This is a genomic window from Parasphingomonas halimpatiens (genome assembly GCF_036663795.1).
Taxonomy (GTDB): Bacteria; Pseudomonadota; Alphaproteobacteria; order Sphingomonadales; family Sphingomonadaceae; genus Sphingomonas.
In genome coordinates this window covers 123,194-137,283 of record NZ_JAXOJP010000003.1, presented here as the reverse complement: position 1 = coordinate 137,283, position 14,090 = coordinate 123,194, and the positions used below count along the sequence as shown (strand labels likewise).

The 14,090-nt window shown below is 65.5% G+C and carries 19 protein-coding genes; 8 read left to right on the top strand and 11 right to left on the bottom strand.

Annotation, left to right across the window (positions count from 1 at the left end; all coding sequences use genetic code 11):
* The first annotated feature begins 4 nt into the window (after positions 1–4).
* Positions 5–490, top strand: a complete 486-nt coding sequence (locus U1839_RS04585; RefSeq protein ID WP_332802486.1) for a DUF5946 family protein — start codon at positions 5–7, stop codon at positions 488–490.
* On the opposite strand, the gene U1839_RS04580 is transcribed toward U1839_RS04585, so the two are convergent.
* A complete protein-coding gene (locus tag U1839_RS04580; RefSeq protein WP_332802485.1) occupies positions 474–791 on the bottom strand; it encodes a metalloregulator ArsR/SmtB family transcription factor in 318 nt (105 codons plus the stop codon). The genes U1839_RS04585 and U1839_RS04580 overlap by 17 nt on opposite strands.
* Before the next feature lie 91 nt (positions 792–882).
* On the opposite strand from U1839_RS04580, the gene U1839_RS04575 reads away from it, so the two are divergent.
* Positions 883–1,806, top strand: coding sequence for an acyl-CoA desaturase (locus U1839_RS04575; RefSeq protein WP_332802484.1), 924 nt, complete (start codon positions 883–885; stop codon positions 1,804–1,806).
* Here the strand turns inward: U1839_RS04575 and mltG are convergent.
* The 7 genes from mltG to fabD form a co-directional block, all read right to left on the bottom strand.
* Positions 1,778–2,749, bottom strand: coding sequence for an endolytic transglycosylase MltG (mltG, locus tag U1839_RS04570; protein ID WP_332802483.1), 972 nt, complete (start codon positions 2,747–2,749; stop codon positions 1,778–1,780). The two genes, U1839_RS04575 and mltG, sit on opposite strands and share 29 nt — an antisense overlap.
* Positions 2,750–2,755: 6 nt before the next feature.
* Positions 2,756–4,015: a beta-ketoacyl-ACP synthase II gene (fabF, locus tag U1839_RS04565; RefSeq protein WP_332802482.1), complete on the bottom strand. Its 1,260-nt coding sequence runs from the start codon at positions 4,013–4,015 to the stop codon at positions 2,756–2,758.
* 129 nt (positions 4,016–4,144) lie between these two features.
* Positions 4,145–4,381 carry an acyl carrier protein gene (locus U1839_RS04560; RefSeq protein WP_281124455.1) on the bottom strand — a complete coding sequence of 79 codons (237 nt, stop codon included), beginning with the start codon at positions 4,379–4,381 and terminating at the stop codon, positions 4,145–4,147.
* A gap of 120 nt (positions 4,382–4,501) precedes the next feature.
* Positions 4,502–5,062: a hypothetical protein gene (locus U1839_RS04555; RefSeq protein ID WP_332802481.1), complete on the bottom strand. Its 561-nt coding sequence runs from the start codon at positions 5,060–5,062 to the stop codon at positions 4,502–4,504.
* A 45-nt stretch (positions 5,063–5,107) separates the two neighbouring features.
* Complete coding sequence (gene fabG / locus U1839_RS04550; RefSeq protein ID WP_332802480.1) at positions 5,108–5,848, bottom strand: 3-oxoacyl-[acyl-carrier-protein] reductase; 741 nt, start codon at positions 5,846–5,848, stop codon at positions 5,108–5,110.
* Positions 5,849–5,859: 11 nt separating this feature from the next.
* The gene (locus U1839_RS04545) at positions 5,860–6,279 is read right to left on the bottom strand and encodes a GxxExxY protein (RefSeq protein ID WP_332802479.1); all 420 of its coding nucleotides are present in this window, start codon (positions 6,277–6,279) and stop codon (positions 5,860–5,862) included.
* A 44-nt stretch (positions 6,280–6,323) separates the two neighbouring features.
* The gene (gene fabD, locus U1839_RS04540; protein WP_332802478.1) at positions 6,324–7,259 is read right to left on the bottom strand and encodes an ACP S-malonyltransferase; all 936 of its coding nucleotides are present in this window, start codon (positions 7,257–7,259) and stop codon (positions 6,324–6,326) included.
* Between the two features lie 219 nt (positions 7,260–7,478).
* Here fabD and U1839_RS04535 point away from each other — a divergent pair, with 219 nt between their 5' ends.
* The 5 genes from U1839_RS04535 to rplI all read left to right on the top strand — a co-directional run bounded on the left by U1839_RS04535 (position 7,479) and on the right by rplI (position 10,154).
* Positions 7,479–7,862 carry an RcnB family protein gene (locus U1839_RS04535; RefSeq protein ID WP_332802477.1) on the top strand — a complete coding sequence of 128 codons (384 nt, stop codon included), beginning with the start codon at positions 7,479–7,481 and terminating at the stop codon, positions 7,860–7,862.
* A gap of 111 nt (positions 7,863–7,973) precedes the next feature.
* Positions 7,974–8,753 carry an acid phosphatase gene (locus U1839_RS04530; protein ID WP_332802476.1) on the top strand — a complete coding sequence of 260 codons (780 nt, stop codon included), beginning with the start codon at positions 7,974–7,976 and terminating at the stop codon, positions 8,751–8,753.
* Between the two features lie 146 nt (positions 8,754–8,899).
* Positions 8,900–9,304, top strand: coding sequence for a 30S ribosomal protein S6 (gene rpsF / locus U1839_RS04525; protein ID WP_281124462.1), 405 nt, complete (start codon positions 8,900–8,902; stop codon positions 9,302–9,304).
* 13 nt (positions 9,305–9,317) lie between these two features.
* Complete coding sequence (gene rpsR, locus U1839_RS04520) at positions 9,318–9,542, top strand: 30S ribosomal protein S18 (protein WP_010543816.1); 225 nt, start codon at positions 9,318–9,320, stop codon at positions 9,540–9,542.
* Positions 9,543–9,554: 12 nt separating this feature from the next.
* Positions 9,555–10,154, top strand: a complete 600-nt coding sequence (gene rplI, locus U1839_RS04515; protein WP_332802475.1) for a 50S ribosomal protein L9 — start codon at positions 9,555–9,557, stop codon at positions 10,152–10,154.
* Positions 10,155–10,426: 272 nt separating this feature from the next.
* On the opposite strand, the gene U1839_RS04510 is transcribed toward rplI, so the two are convergent.
* From U1839_RS04510 to mutL, 3 genes are read right to left on the bottom strand one after another with little or no spacing between them, the layout of a single operon-like run.
* Entirely contained in the window at positions 10,427–10,636 is a 210-nt protein-coding gene (locus U1839_RS04510) for a hypothetical protein (protein ID WP_332802474.1), read from the bottom strand.
* Between the two features lie 13 nt (positions 10,637–10,649).
* Complete coding sequence (locus tag U1839_RS04505; protein WP_332802473.1) at positions 10,650–10,958, bottom strand: hypothetical protein; 309 nt, start codon at positions 10,956–10,958, stop codon at positions 10,650–10,652.
* Between the two features lie 23 nt (positions 10,959–10,981).
* The gene (gene mutL / locus U1839_RS04500; protein ID WP_332802472.1) at positions 10,982–12,853 is read right to left on the bottom strand and encodes a DNA mismatch repair endonuclease MutL; all 1,872 of its coding nucleotides are present in this window, start codon (positions 12,851–12,853) and stop codon (positions 10,982–10,984) included.
* Positions 12,854–12,993: 140 nt separating this feature from the next.
* On the opposite strand from mutL, the gene U1839_RS04495 reads away from it, so the two are divergent.
* Positions 12,994–14,040, top strand: a complete 1,047-nt coding sequence (locus tag U1839_RS04495; RefSeq protein WP_281124465.1) for a rod shape-determining protein — start codon at positions 12,994–12,996, stop codon at positions 14,038–14,040.
* Positions 14,041–14,090: the final 50 nt, after the last annotated feature.

Below are 14,090 nucleotides of genomic sequence, written 5' to 3'. Positions count from 1 at the left end.
CGGTATGATCGCCGCAATCTCCTGCGGTGGCTGCGGCGGGTATTTCCCGCCGGTCGACGGGGCAACCCACCCCTATATGATCGGCAGCGCGGGGTGCTGGGCCGCCTTTGGCGCGGTTCTCGCACGGGAGTATCAGGATCCGGCGCTGTTTCGCGCCAGCCACCGCCTGACCGTCGATGCCTATGCATTGCAGCAACCCGGCGATCCGACCGATGGACGGGCCGTACGATCCGTGTGGCTGCACTTCGCCGCGCTCGACGCGATTTTGGGAAGGGGCCGCACGCATGCGCAGGCGACAGCGTTGCTGCAACAGCTGGCAGGAACGGATTTCCCGGCGCTACCGGCTCGCGCAGGCGCGTGGCGACTGACGGCCGCCGACATCACCGTGTCAGGCCATATCGCCGATGTGGAAGCCTGGGCCCGCGAGGCTTATGCCGGTTGGCGCGGGCTGCTCGGCGCGACCGTGGCTGCGCTCAATCTTCCTGCCTGACCTTGGCCAGCGCAGCACTCTCGCGCTTCAACGGGCGGCTATACGGGCAGGCTTCCTGGACGAAGCCGTTGAGCGTGTTGACGAGATTCTCGGGAACCTGGCGGTAGAAGACGAACTGGCCGCGTTTCTCGCTGGCGACGAGCCCCGCAGCTTCGAGGATCGAGAGATGCTGCGAGATCGACGGCTTCGACATGGCGAAGCGCGCGGCGATATCCCCCGCGCTCAACTCGGTGTGCGAGAGATAGGCCAGGATCTTGCGTCGGACCGGTGACGCCAGGGCTTCGAAGATTCGCTGCATCATGCCTCCAGACGCAGGCATTTAGGAAATAAGCTAAGCATTGACAAATGGTGCGGTGTATTTAGGCTATTCCCTAATTACCTGGGAGTATGCCATGCCCTGCATCGCAACCGATCGCATGCACGTCGATCCCGAGACGAGCGCAACCGCGGGGATCGTGCAATGGGCGCCCGCGCGATCGATCTGGATCGGTTCGATGACGCTGGTCGGGGTCGGGCTGGCACCCTTTTTCGTCACGCCAGGTGCGGTGGCGCTGTATCTGATAACGAGCGCGGTCACCCTGTGCCTCGGCCATTCGATCGGGCTGCACCGACTGTTGATCCATCGCAATTTCCAGACGTCGCGCGCGATGGAATATCTGTTGGTCTATCTCGGCACGCTGGTCGGGATGGCGGGGCCGCTCGGTATGGTACGGCTGCACGATACCCGCGACTGGGCGCAGCAACAGGCGGCATGCCATGATCTCCATGCACACCGCACGACGATGCTGCACGATGCATGGTGGCAGATGCATTGCCGGGTTGCGTTCGACCATCCGCCGCGCTTCGTACCCGAACCACATCTTGACGCGCCGTTCCTGCGCTTTCTCGAAGCGACATGGATGGCGCAGCAGCTACCGGTGGCGCTGCTGTTCTGGTCGATCGGCGGGATGCCGTGGCTGATCTGGGGCGTGCCGCTCCGCATCGCGGTGTCAGTGACGGGGCATTGGCTGGTCGGCCACATCACGCATCGGCGCGGGCCGGCCGGCTGGGTCGTCGATGGTACCGCAGTCCAGGGTCACGACCTGCCGATTGCCGCGCTGATCACCTTTGGCGAGGCGTGGCACGGCAACCACCATGCCTGGCCCGATTCGGCGCGGCTGGGAATCGAACCGGGTCAGCATGATCCGGGTTGGTGGGTGCTGGTGACGCTGCGGCGGTTGGGCCTGGTGTGGGATCTGCGCGAACCCAGGCATCTGGTGGCGCGCGCCGGGTTGCGCCGGATCGCTCCTACTGCATCTCGCCGCGTGCGCGCCTGATCGCGCGCCACTTTTCGACGTTGGCGTTGTGCTGCTCGAGCGTGTCGGCGAAGACATGGCCACCAGTGCCGTCGGCGACGAAGTAGAGTGCGTTCGACTGTGCCGGGTTGAGCACCGCGTCGATCGACGCGCGACCGGGGTTGCAGATCGGCCCCGCCGGCAGGCCCGTCATGGCATAGGTGTTATAGTCGTTCTTCGCGTCGATCTCGGAGCGCAGGATGCGGCGGCCGAGCGGGCGGCCCTGGGTGATCGGGTAGATGATCGTCGGATCGGCCTGCAACATCATGCCGCGCTTGAGGCGGTTCGAATAGACCGCGGCGACGAGCCGACGTTCCTCCGACTTGCCCGTCTCCTTCTCGACGATCGAGGCGAGGATCAGCGCCTCGCGCGGCGTCGACACGGCGATGCCGGGCTGGCGCTTGTCCCAGGCCGAGGCGAGATAAGCGACCATCGCATGCTGCATGCGCTTGAGGATGAAGTCGCGCGTGTCACCGCGCTGAAAGGCATAGCTGTCGGGCAGCACGGTGCCCTCGATCGGCACCGCGACGCTGCCGCTGAGGCCGGGCTCCTTCATCAGCGCGTCCTTGACCATCACCGCGGGCCAGCCTTCGGGGATGTTGACCAAGCGCTGCACGGTCCTGCTGCCCTGCAGCCTTTTGAGGATATCGGCCTGGCTGAGATGCGCGGGGATGCGATATTCGCCGGCCTTGATCGCCGCGGTGCTGCCGAGGAACCTGGCGAACAGCCGGAAGCGGTCGGCGGACGGGATCGCGCCGGCCTTCTCCAATTGCTCCGACACCGTGGCGAGGCTGCTGCCCGGTGCCACGGTGATCGTGATGTTGCGCGCCAGCGGGCCGCGGCCGCCCCACATCTGCAACACGACGAAGCCGGCGGCGACGACGAGCAGGATTGCGAGCAGGCCGAAGCAACCAAGGCGGCGCATGAGCTGCTAGACCGCCTTCATCACGAGGCTGGCGTTGGTACCGCCAAAGCCGAAGCTGTTGTTGAGCACGGCCTTGACCGAGCGCTTCTTGGCGACGTGCGGCACGAGATCGACCCCGGCGCAATTCTCGCTGGGATTGTCGAGGTTGAGTGTCGGCGGCACGATCTGGTCGCGCAGCGCGAGGATGCAGAAGATGCTTTCGACCGCACCGGCGCCGCCGAGCAGATGGCCGATCGCCGACTTGGTCGAGCTCATCGACAGCGTGTCGATATTGTTTCCGAACAGGCGGCGCACGGCGTTCAGTTCGAGCTCGTCGCCGAGCGGCGTCGAGGTGCCATGGGCGTTGATATAATCGATGTCGGATAGTGCCAGACCCGACTTCTTCATCGCCATTTCCATCGAGCGGAACGCGCCCGAGCCTTCCGGGTGCGGCGCCGTCACGTGATAGGCGTCGCCCGACAGGCCATAGCCGATCACCTCGGCATAGATTTTCGCGCCGCGCGCCTTGGCGTGCTCATATTCCTCGAGGCACACGACACCGGCGCCCTCGCCCATGACGAAGCCGTCGCGGTCGACGTCATAGGGCCGGCTGGCGCGTTCGGGCGTCGCGTTGAAGTTGGTCGACAGTGCGCGGGCCTGCGAGAAGCCGGCGATGCCGAGCGGGCAGATCGCGCCTTCGGCGCCGCCCGCGAGCATCACATCGGCATCGTCCATCGCGATCATCCGGGCGGCGTCGCCGATCGAATGTGCGCCGGTCGAACAGGCGGTGACGACGGCATGGTTGGGGCCCATCAGGCCATATTTGATCTGCACCTGCCCGGTGATCAGGTTGATCAGACGGCCATGGACGAAATGTGGGGAAACGCGGCGCGGGCCCTTTTCGTGGAGCACGATGGATTCGCTGGCGATGCCCGGCAGGCCGCCGATGCCCGAGCCGATCGAGCAGCCGGCGCGGTAGCGCTGGGCTTCGGTCATGTCGGTGAGGCCGGCATCTTCGAGCGCCTGGCCGGCGGCATCGATGCCGAAGATGATGAACGGGTCGACCTGGCGCTGGACCTTGTGGTCGACACGCTTGCCGGGGTCGAAACCGTAAGGATGATCCGCCGGCTTGACCTCACACGCGATGGTGCAGGCATAATCGGTCGCGTCGAAACGCGTGATCGTTGCCGCACCCGATTTGGCGGCGAGGATATTGGCCCAGGCGGTTTCGACATCCGCACCCAGCGGCGTCACCAAACCCAATCCGGTCACCACGACACGACGCATGGCATTCTCCACTTCACTCAAACGGAAATCGGCTCCCCGCCCCGTGCTTAGCCCTGGGACGGGGAGCCGATCCTGATCATTCTGCCCTGTTCAGGGCACGGGCGCGCGTCGCCGCGTTCCCGCAGGCGCTCAGGCCTTGTGTTCGTCGATGAACGTGATCGCATCCTTGACGGTACCGATCTTCTCGGCGGCATCGTCAGGGATCTCGACCCCGAATTCTTCTTCGAACGCCATCACCAGCTCAACGATGTCGAGGCTGTCGGCGCCCAGATCATCGATGAAGCTCGCATCTTCGGTCACCTTGTCGGCATCGACACCGAGATGCTCGACGACGATCTTCTTTACGCGATCGGCAGTCTCGCTCATGTGAATTCCCTCTCTGCTTTGGGGGTCTGTGTGTTGCTCAACGCACGTAGAGCGCGCGTGGGACTGGCGCAAGGGGTGCGTCGCCTTTGGTGCGATATGCGCAAACGGAAGGACGCGGCGCTAACTCGCCGCGAAGCCGGCTTCGGCGTCCTGCTGTACCACTAGCCCGGTCACGCCTTCCCCGATGATCGACCCGAGCGCGGTCAGATCTTCTCCAGTCAGCGAGTCGACGGCCACGCCCGCGCCTTTCAACGCTGCCATCGCGGCACGATTGAGCTCGGGGGTCGGATGGCCGGCGACATAGGCAGCACGGCCGGCGGGATCGAGCGCGCCGACGATGCCGCCAAGTATCTCATCGGTAAGCCCGGATTTCTGGCCGCGGTACACCGCGTCCTCGTGCAGCACCCGTCCGCTCAAATAGCGCAGCGCGACGCCCTGGCGCTTGTCCGCCCAGCCGAATTGCGCGCGACAGGCGCGCACGGCATCAGCCAATGTCATCATCGCATTCTTCTCGGGGCCCGACGTCGGGTTGAAACCGCTGCGCACCAGCGCAACGAGATCCGGACGCGGGATACGGTGCGATTTGGCGTAGATGCATGCCACCGGACGATCGTCACGGGCAACGGCCGGCGATGCCACGAAGATGGCTGCCGCCAGCGGCAGCGCGATCAGGATACGCATTTCAAATTCCCCCCGGTTTGGCCCGACTCGCGTCGGGCCGATTCTTCAGATCATCGCCATGCCGCCGTTGACGTGCAAGGTCTGCCCCGTGACATAGCCGGCTTCCTTGCTGGCGAGGTACACGACCGCCGCACCGATATCCTCGCCGGTACCGAGATCACCGGCCGGAATCTTGGTCAACAGCGCCGCCTTTTGCGCCTCGGGCAGGACATCGGTCATCGCCGAGCGGATGAAGCCGGGGGCGACACAGTTAACCGTGATGTTGCGGCTGGCGAGTTCCTGCGCAAGCGCCTTGGACATGCCGACAAGGCCGGCCTTGGACGCGGCATAATTGGCCTGGCCGGGGTTGCCGGTCGTGCCGACCACCGAGGTGATCGAGATGACGCGGCCGTAGCGTGCCTTCATCATCGGCCGCGCGGCGGCACGGATCAGGCGGAAGGCGGCTTCGAGATTGACGCGGATGACCGTGTCCCATTCCTCGTCCTTCATGCGCATCGCGAGATTGTCGCGCGTGATGCCGGCATTGTTGACGAGAATGTCGAGCTTGCCCCCCAGCGCCTCGACCGCGCGCGGCACCAGCGCATCGACCGCCGCGCTGTCGGACAGATCGCACGGCAACGCGATATGATCGCCGCCGAGCGACGCGCGGAATGCCTCGAGCTTCTCGGCGTTTGAACCGGAAACGGCAAGCCGCGCCCCCTGCGCGGCCAGTGCCTGCGCGATCGCTGAACCGATCCCGCCCGAGGCGCCGGTGACGAGGGCGGTCATGCCTGTGAGGTCGAACATGTACTTTCTCCTTATACTTTGTTCACGCGGAGACGCGGAGACGCGGAGGGGGTGTAGTCGTTGACGATCCGTCGGAGCCCCTCCTTGAGCGTCGCGCCACCAAAATTGATAAGCAGGCCGACCGGTTGCTTGGTCAGCCGCAGATATGTCAGCAGCTGCTTTCCATGAGCTGCGCTTAACCGTTCAACCGATTTGATTTCGATTAGCAGCCGTCGATCGACGAGAAGGTCGATCTTGAATGCTGCATCGAAGCGAAGGTCGTCATATTCAATGTCGATGGGCTGTTGTCGGCTAACCAGATAACCCATTTGCTCGAGCTTAGCCGCCATGACGGCTTCGTAGACGCTCTCGAGCAAGCCGGGCCCGAGATCGCGATGCAGCCGAAAGGCCAGATCGACCACATCGCCGCTAACTTGCTCGATATCGCGCACTTCTTCTCCGCGTCTCCGCGCCTCCGCGTGAACAAAGCCCTGTCTTAAAGCGCCTTCGCCAAAGCTTCGATGTCGTCCATCGTCACGATGCTGGTCGCGTCGACGTCGGGAGCAGTGCGTTTGACCATCGGCGCGAGAACCTTGCCGCCGAATTCGATGAAGCGCTCGACGCCGGTGTCGACCATCGCCAGCACCGATTCGCGCCAGCGCACCATGCCGGTGACCTGCTCGACGAGCAGACGGCGGATCGTGTCGACGTCGCTAACTGGCTGCGCGGTAACGTTGGCGAAAACGGGGACCAAGGGCGTGTCGATCCGCGCCTGCGCCAGGGTCTTGGCCATCGCATCGGCAGCCGGCTGCATCAGCGGGCAGTGGAAGGGCGCGGATACCGGCAGCAGGATCGCCCGCTTGGCACCAAATTCCTTGGCGATGGCGACGGCACGCTCGATTGCGGCGAGCGCGCCCGAGATCACGACCTGCGACGGGTCGTTATCGTTGGCGACGGTGCAGACCTCCCCCTCCGCCGCGGCGTTGGCGATGATCAGCGCCTTGTCGACATCGGCGCCGAGCAACGCGGCCATGCCGCCCTGCCCGACCGGCACCGCCGCCTGCATCGCGAGACCGCGATGCTTGAGCAGCAGCGCGGTGGTCGCAAGGTCGAGCGCGCCGGCCGCGCACAGCGCGCTATATTCGCCGAGCGAATGGCCCGCGACATAATCCGCCTTGTCGGCGAGACGGATACCGCCTTCCTTTTCGAGCACCCGCAGCGTCGCGATGGCGTTGGCCATGATCGCCGGCTGGGCGTTTTCGGTCAGGACGAGTTCCGCGGCCGGGCCGTCGAACATCAGGCGCGAGAGATGCTGGCCGAGCGCATCGTCGACCTCCTGGAATACCGCGCGCGCAACCGCGCTGGAGTCGGCAAGCGCCTTGCCCATGCCGACGGCCTGGCTACCCTGCCCGGGAAAGATGAACGCGCGCATGATGGTCTCCACTCGAAACGGGTCGCCGGACTAGAAAGCCCGCGTCCTTTAGGCAAGGCGCGCCGCGAAGGCGGCGATTCTGAACTACCATTCAGTTTCACGCTCGATCCGCGACACTTTGCGATCACTTCGCGCGTTGGGCGCGACGGGTGTGCGACAATCGCTCCCCAGATGGTGTTGGACGCCGATCGCATCGGCGCCGAACCGAGGAGTAAGAACATGAAGAAGCTGATTCTGGCCGCGCTTGCCGCGTCGATCGCCGCCGGGCCGATGATCGCCGCACCGGCGGTTGCCGCGCCGCAGGACCGTCGCGGGATCGAGGAGCGGCACAGCACGACGGTGCGCCAGCAACCCGGCCGTACCGTGATCGTCAAGCGCACCGTCGTGCGCGCGCCGCAGCATCGCAACTGGCGCAAGGGCCAGCGCTTCGACCGGCGCCAGGCGCGCCATTATCAGGTGATCAACAACTGGCGCGGCTATCGCGGCCGTCACCTCTACGCGCCGCCGCGTGGCTATCGTTGGGTACGGTCGGACAATGACGCAGTGCTCGTCGCGATCAGCGGCGGTCTGATCGGCGCCGTGCTCGCGGGTGCCTTCAACTAAGGCGCGCGCCCGTCAGAACGAGGAGCGGCGTTGCAGCGACGCGCCGCCGCTTTCGTTTTGCGCCGCGCCCTGCCATGTCGGCACCGTGGGAAATCGCGGGCGGAGGTAGGTATGATCAAGCGGAGTTGGATTCTGGCGACGGCGCTCGTCGTTGCGGTGCCGGCGCTGCTGCTCGGCCAGCAGCAACGCGCCGGGTATCTGCCGTCGGGGACGATCGACATCACGCAGGTGCTGCCCGCGGCACCGCACCAGGGCGACGCACGCTATGCCGCCGACCGCGCGATCTTCAAGGCGACGCGGCACTGGCTGGGCACGCCGCGCGGCGATCTCGCGACCAGGGATGTCGCGACCGGCATCCCCTACATGATGAGCGCGTTCAGCTGCTCGGTCGGGATCGCGCTGACCCCGCAGAACGCACCGGCGACGATGAAGGTGATCGGCAAGGCGGGGATCGACACCCAGACCCAGTCGGGCACCGCCAAGGATTTCTTCAAGCGCGACCGCCCTTTCCTCATCGACAAGGGTGCGGTGTGCCAGCCGCCGGCGGAACTCAAGGGCAGCTTCGACTACCCTTCCGGCCACGCGACCTGGGCCTGGACCTGGGCGAGCCTGCTCGCCGAACTCGTCCCCGATCGCGCGACGGCGATCATGGCGCGTGGGCGCGCTTATGGTGAGAGCCGCGTGGTGTGCGGCGTCCACAACATGACTGCGGTCGAGGCCGGACGGATTACCTCCGCCGCGACGCTGACGGCGGTCCACGCGCAAGTGGCCTTCCAGGCCGATCTCGCCGCAGCGCGCGCCGAACTGGCTGCGCTTCGCGCCGACGCCGCGACACCGAAGCCGCAGAATTGCGCGGCCGAGGCCGCCTTGGTCAGCCAGCCGATACTCTAGCCTTGCCTTTCGCGGGGATTTCGCTAAGGCACCGCGCTCCGGGGTGGACGGCCTATGGCTGTCTGCTCCTGATTTGTTGAGACGACAGCCGGAGGGGCGACCGCATTGGGCGGCGTCAGCGATCGGCCAAGAGAAGGTAAGACAACATGGCTCTTTACGAGCACGTGTTCCTTGCGCGCCAGGATCTGGCACAGGCGCAGGTAGACACGCTGGCGGAAGCTGCTGCACAGATCGTCAAGGATCACGAAGGCACGGTCATCAAGACCGAGAGCTGGGGCCTGCGCAGCCTGGCCTACAAGATCGCCAAGAATCGCAAGGCGCATTACGTCATGCTCGAAATCGACGCGCCGGCCGGCGTGGTCGCCGAGCTGGAGCGCCAGACGCAGATCAATGAAGACGTGATCCGCTACATGACCGTCAAGGTTGACGGCCATGAAGAGGGCCCTTCGGTGATGATGCGCAAGCAGGAGCGCGACCGCGAGCGTCGCGGTGACCGCGAAGGTCGTGGCGATCGTGGCGACCGCCCGCGTCGCGATTTCGACGGCGAATAAGGAGCGATAGACCATGGCACGCCCATTTTTCCGCCGCCGCAAGAGCTGCCCGTTCTCCGCGAAGGACGCCCCCCGGATCGACTATAAGGACGTCCGGTTGCTGCAGGGCTTCGTCTCCGAGCGTGGCAAGATCGTCCCGTCGCGCATCACCTCGGTGAGCGCGAAGAAGCAGCGCGAGCTCGCCCAGGCGATCAAGCGCGCCCGCCATCTGGGCCTGCTGCCCTACATCGTTAAGTAAGGAGTAGCAGCGATGAAGATCATTCTGCTCGAGCGCGTCGAGAAGCTCGGCGTCATCGGCGATGTCGTCACCGTCAAGGACGGCTTTGCGCGCAACTTCCTGTTGCCGAACAAGAAGGCGCTGCGCGCCAACGAGGCCAACCGCAAGGTGTTCGAGGCCAATCGTGAGCGCATCGTCGCCGACAACGCCTCGCGTCGCGGCGAAGCCGAGACCGAAGCCAAGGCGATCGACGGCACCTCGGTGACGCTGATCCGCCAGGCATCGAACACTGGCCAGCTTTACGGCTCGGTCGCGGTGCGCGATCTGGTCGAGGCACTTGAGGCCGCCGGCCACAAGGTCGGCAAGTCGGCGATCGTGCTCAACAAGCCGATCAAGTCGATCGGCGTGTATGACGTCAAGGCCGCGCTGCACCCTGAGGTGTCGGTGACGATCAAGGTCAATGTCGCGCGCTCGCCCGAAGAGGCCGAGATGCAGGCCAAGGGCGTCGACGTCATGGCCGCCATGTTCGAAAAGGACGAGGCCGGCTTCGTCGAGGCGTACGACCCCAATGCCGAACCGGGCGCCACCGCCGAGGTTCAGGCCGAGGAAGCGACCGAAACCAGCGAAGGCTGATCGGCTGCACGCCACACAATAAAAAAGGGCCGTCCGGAGCGATCCGGGCGGCCCTTTTGCTTTACGGCACCGGGGTGGCGTCAGGCCGTCATCACATAGGTACTCACCACGGCGGCAAGCGGGATGAGGGCAAACAAAACGGGGATCACCTTGGTCATGCTATGGTCGAGTCCACCGAGACGGGACGTCTCTTGGCGGTGATTTAAGAAGCTGGTAACCGTCTTTCAACGGTGAGCCGTGCTTTTCCATCGATGAGTCGATGATTCCTTCTGTCACGGTACCGCGACGCAGGCACCTACGACCGCGATCAACGGGATCAGGGCGAAGATCAGGGACGCTGCATTTTTCATCGTTCGTTCGCCTCCTTCGATCGGACGACGGAAATACGCGCGCCCGTCGCGAAAGGTTTCAGATGAATGAGCGGGCTCATTTTGCGGCTGGAACGTCCGCGAGATGAAATGAAGTTCAGTGTCCGGCGACACGCTGCGCTGATCTTCAGCTGGTCAGGCCGCCAAGGCCAGTTATGAGCAATCCGGCGGCAACAAGCCAGGCGGCGAAAGCGACTGCCATGAGAACCCTCGCATCTCTCACCCGTACCATCAGGACAGGATCACCGAGCAACCGAGCTTTTCGGCCGAAGGCGAAGCTAACGACTGCGCTGTCGATGAACCATGCCTTGCGGGATAGCGCCAGCCAGACATTGGGGTGACGCTCCACGAGCGTCTGGCGAATGCGTCGATAGAACCAGAATTGGGCAATGCCGCACGTTAAAAAGATGGCGAACGGGAGGAGGATGATCGGCATGGGCACTTCTCCTGGTTCCGGTATCACCTTCGCCCGAACAGCTTCTCGATATCGCCATGCGCGAGCTTGATCCAGGTCGGGCGACCGTGGTTGCACTGGCCGCTATGCGGGGTGACCTCCATCTCGCGGAGCAGCGCGTTCATCTCGGCGACCGACAGCACGCGGCCGGCGCGGACCGAGCCGTGGCAGGCCATCGTCGCGGCGACATGGTCGAGGCGTTCACGCAGGCTCAGCGCCTCGTCATAGGCGGCGAGTTCGTCGGCAAGATCGGCGATCAGGCCGCGCACGTCGCTCTGGCCGAGCATCGCCGGCACGCTGCGCACCAGCATCGCGTGCGGGCCGAAGCGTTCGAGCTCGAGGCCGAACTCGGTCAGTTCGGCGGCGCGAGTTTCGAGGCGGTCGCAGGCGGGCTCGTCGAGTTCGACCACTTCGGGGAGCAGCAGCGCCTGTGCCGCGACCCCGCCCTGCGCCATCGCCTTGCGCATCCGTTCGAGCACGAGCCGTTCGTGCGCGGCATGCTGGTCGACGATGACCAGCCCATCTTCCGCTTCGGCGACGATATAGGTCCGCGCGACCTGGCCGCGCGCGACGCCGAGCGGGTGCTGGGTGGTGTTGGGGATCGGCGCGTAGGCGGGTTCGGCGCGGGCCTGGGGTGGCGGAGCGGCGAAGTAGGTGGGGCGGGATTCTCTAACGTAGCTGGTGAGGAGGTCGGACTGCCCCTCTCCCCGGCCAGTTCCGGGCGCATTCGAGGTCTGGAATGCCCTCGGCATTCCAGAGATCATGCCGGGGGCATGATCGGCCCCGAATGCGCCCGGAACTCCCCATAAATGGGGAGAGGGAGAAGGCGCGGCCTCTAGCGGTTCGGTTTGCCACTGGGTCATCGCATCGGCGGCTGGACGTTGGGCGCTGCGGTGGCCGGCTTCGTCGAGCGCGCGGCGCAGGCCGCTGACGATCATGCCGCGCACCAGGCTCGGTTCGCGGAAGCGCACTTCAGTCTTGGCGGGGTGGACGTTGACGTCGACCATATCCGTGGGCACGTCGAGGAACAGCGCGACAACCGCGTGGCGATCGCGCGCGAGCAGTTCGGCATAGGCACCGCGCACCGCGCCGATCAGCAGACGATCCTTCACCGGTCGGCCGTTGACGAAAAGAAATTGGTGGTCGGCGATGCCGCGGTTGAAGGTCGGGAGCCCGGCGACGCCGCCGAGCCGCAGCCCCTCGCGTTCGAGATCGACGGCGATGCCATTGTCGACCAGCCCGCGATCGGTGAGCGCGGCGACGCGGTCGGGCAGCGTCTCGCCGGCCGGCACCGACAATGTCCGACGCCCGTCATGCTCGAGCGAAAAGGCGATGTCGGGCCGTGCCATGGCGAGACGCTTCACCACGTCGAGGCTGGCGGCATATTCGGCGCGCGGCGAGCGCAGGAACTTGCGGCGTGCGGGGACCCGGCCGAACAGTTGCTCGACGCGGACGCGCGTCCCCGGGGGAATAGCCGCCGGCCCCTCGGCGACGAGCACACCATTGTCGACGATCCGGCTCCAACCCTCGGCGCCGCGCACGCGACTTTCGAGCGTGAGCCGCGCAACGCTGGCGATCGAGGGCAGCGCCTCGCCGCGAAATCCGAGCGTTACGACGTTTTCGATCGCCTCGTCGGGGAGCTTGGAGGTGGCGTGACGCTCCAGCGCGAGCGCCATTTCGGGCGGCGCCATGCCGCATCCATCATCGGCGACCTCGATCAGGTCGACACCCCCACCGGCAAGGCGAATGTCGATGCGCAGCGCGCCGGCATCGACGGCGTTTTCGACCAGTTCCTTCAACGCGCTGGCGGGGCGTTCCACCACCTCGCCGGCGGCGATGCGATTGACCAGATGTTCGGGCAGGCGCCGTATTGACATGAATGTTGCTCTAGCCCAAGCGACGGCATCCCGCGACCCGCATAAACAGGTAACCAGAGCGTGGCATTCCAGGCTGCTGGGGTTGGGGATATGGCGATGTGCGACGGGCCGGACCTCCGGCCAGGAACGGAAACGAATAGATGGCCTTCTTCTCGCGGTTCTTCAAATTCATGTCCCATGACATGGCGATCGATCTCGGCACGGCGAACACGGTGGTTTATCTGCGCGGACGCGGCATCGTGCTCAACGAGCCGTCGGTCGTCGCGGTGGAAACCATCAACGGCGTGAAGCGCGTGAAGGCTGTCGGCGACGACGCCAAGCTGATGATGGGCAAGACCCCCGATAGCATCCAGGCGATCCGCCCGTTGCGCGACGGCGTGATCGCCGACATCGACGTCGCCGAGCAGATGATCAAGCATTTCATCCACAAGGTTCATGGCGGGCAGCGGCGCTTCATGCGCTGGCCGCAGATCGTGATCTGCGTGCCGTCGGGCTCGACCTCGGTCGAGCGCCGCGCGATCCGCGACGCCGCGTCGAACGCCGGTGCCAGCCAGGTGTGGCTGATCGAGGAGCCGATGGCGGCCGCGATCGGCGCCGACATGCCCGTCACCGAGCCGATCGGTTCGATGGTCGTCGATATCGGCGGCGGCACGACTGAGGTCGCGGTGCTGTCGCTGCGCGGTCTCGCCTACACCACCTCGGTGCGCGTCGGTGGCGACAAGATGGACGAGGCGATAGTCTCGTACGTCCGCCGCAACCATAACCTGCTGATCGGCGACGCCACCGCCGAGCGGATCAAGCAGGAAGTCGGCGTGGCCAAGCCGCCGGCTGACGGCATTGGTCTCACGATCCACATCAAGGGTCGCGACCTCGTCAATGGCGTGCCCAAGGAAATCCAGATCAATCAGGGCCAGATCGCCGAGGCGCTCAGCGAGCCGGTCGGGACGATCGTCGAGGGCGTGCGCATCGCGCTGGAAAACACCGCGCCGGAGCTGGCCGCCGACATCGTCGATCAGGGTATCGTGCTGACGGGTGGTGGCGCCTTGTTGCAGGGCATCGACGAGGTGCTGCGCGACGAAACCGGCCTGCCGGTGACGGTGGCGGAGGACCCGCTGATCTGCGTCGCGCTCGGTACCGGGCGTGCGCTCGAGGATCCGGTGTTCCGCGGCGTGCTGCACAGCGCGTAAACGTTTTTTTGCGCCTCTGCCGTGGGGGCGAGGCGTCGGGCTTGAGGGGA

Excerpts from the sequence above, each read along its gene's own strand:
- U1839_RS04585 (WP_332802486.1), top strand. The coding sequence starts at position 5 with ATGATCGCCGCAATCTCCTGCGGTGGCTGCGGCGGGTATTTCCCGCCG.
- U1839_RS04580 (WP_332802485.1), bottom strand. The coding sequence starts at position 791 with ATGATGCAGCGAATCTTCGAAGCCCTGGCGTCACCGGTCCGACGCAAG.
- U1839_RS04575 (WP_332802484.1), top strand. The coding sequence starts at position 883 with ATGCCCTGCATCGCAACCGATCGCATGCACGTCGATCCCGAGACGAGC.
- mltG (WP_332802483.1), bottom strand. The coding sequence starts at position 2,749 with ATGCGCCGCCTTGGTTGCTTCGGCCTGCTCGCAATCCTGCTCGTCGTC.
- fabF (WP_332802482.1), bottom strand. The coding sequence starts at position 4,015 with ATGCGTCGTGTCGTGGTGACCGGATTGGGTTTGGTGACGCCGCTGGGT.
- U1839_RS04560 (WP_281124455.1), bottom strand. The coding sequence starts at position 4,381 with ATGAGCGAGACTGCCGATCGCGTAAAGAAGATCGTCGTCGAGCATCTC.
- U1839_RS04555 (WP_332802481.1), bottom strand. The coding sequence starts at position 5,062 with ATGCGTATCCTGATCGCGCTGCCGCTGGCGGCAGCCATCTTCGTGGCA.
- fabG (WP_332802480.1), bottom strand. The coding sequence starts at position 5,848 with ATGTTCGACCTCACAGGCATGACCGCCCTCGTCACCGGCGCCTCGGGC.
- fabD (WP_332802478.1), bottom strand. The coding sequence starts at position 7,259 with ATGCGCGCGTTCATCTTTCCCGGGCAGGGTAGCCAGGCCGTCGGCATG.
- U1839_RS04535 (WP_332802477.1), top strand. The coding sequence starts at position 7,479 with ATGAAGAAGCTGATTCTGGCCGCGCTTGCCGCGTCGATCGCCGCCGGG.
- U1839_RS04530 (WP_332802476.1), top strand. The coding sequence starts at position 7,974 with ATGATCAAGCGGAGTTGGATTCTGGCGACGGCGCTCGTCGTTGCGGTG.
- rpsF (WP_281124462.1), top strand. The coding sequence starts at position 8,900 with ATGGCTCTTTACGAGCACGTGTTCCTTGCGCGCCAGGATCTGGCACAG.
- rpsR (WP_010543816.1), top strand. The coding sequence starts at position 9,318 with ATGGCACGCCCATTTTTCCGCCGCCGCAAGAGCTGCCCGTTCTCCGCG.
- rplI (WP_332802475.1), top strand. The coding sequence starts at position 9,555 with ATGAAGATCATTCTGCTCGAGCGCGTCGAGAAGCTCGGCGTCATCGGC.
- U1839_RS04505 (WP_332802473.1), bottom strand. The coding sequence starts at position 10,958 with ATGCCGATCATCCTCCTCCCGTTCGCCATCTTTTTAACGTGCGGCATT.
- mutL (WP_332802472.1), bottom strand. The coding sequence starts at position 12,853 with ATGTCAATACGGCGCCTGCCCGAACATCTGGTCAATCGCATCGCCGCC.
- U1839_RS04495 (WP_281124465.1), top strand. The coding sequence starts at position 12,994 with ATGGCCTTCTTCTCGCGGTTCTTCAAATTCATGTCCCATGACATGGCG.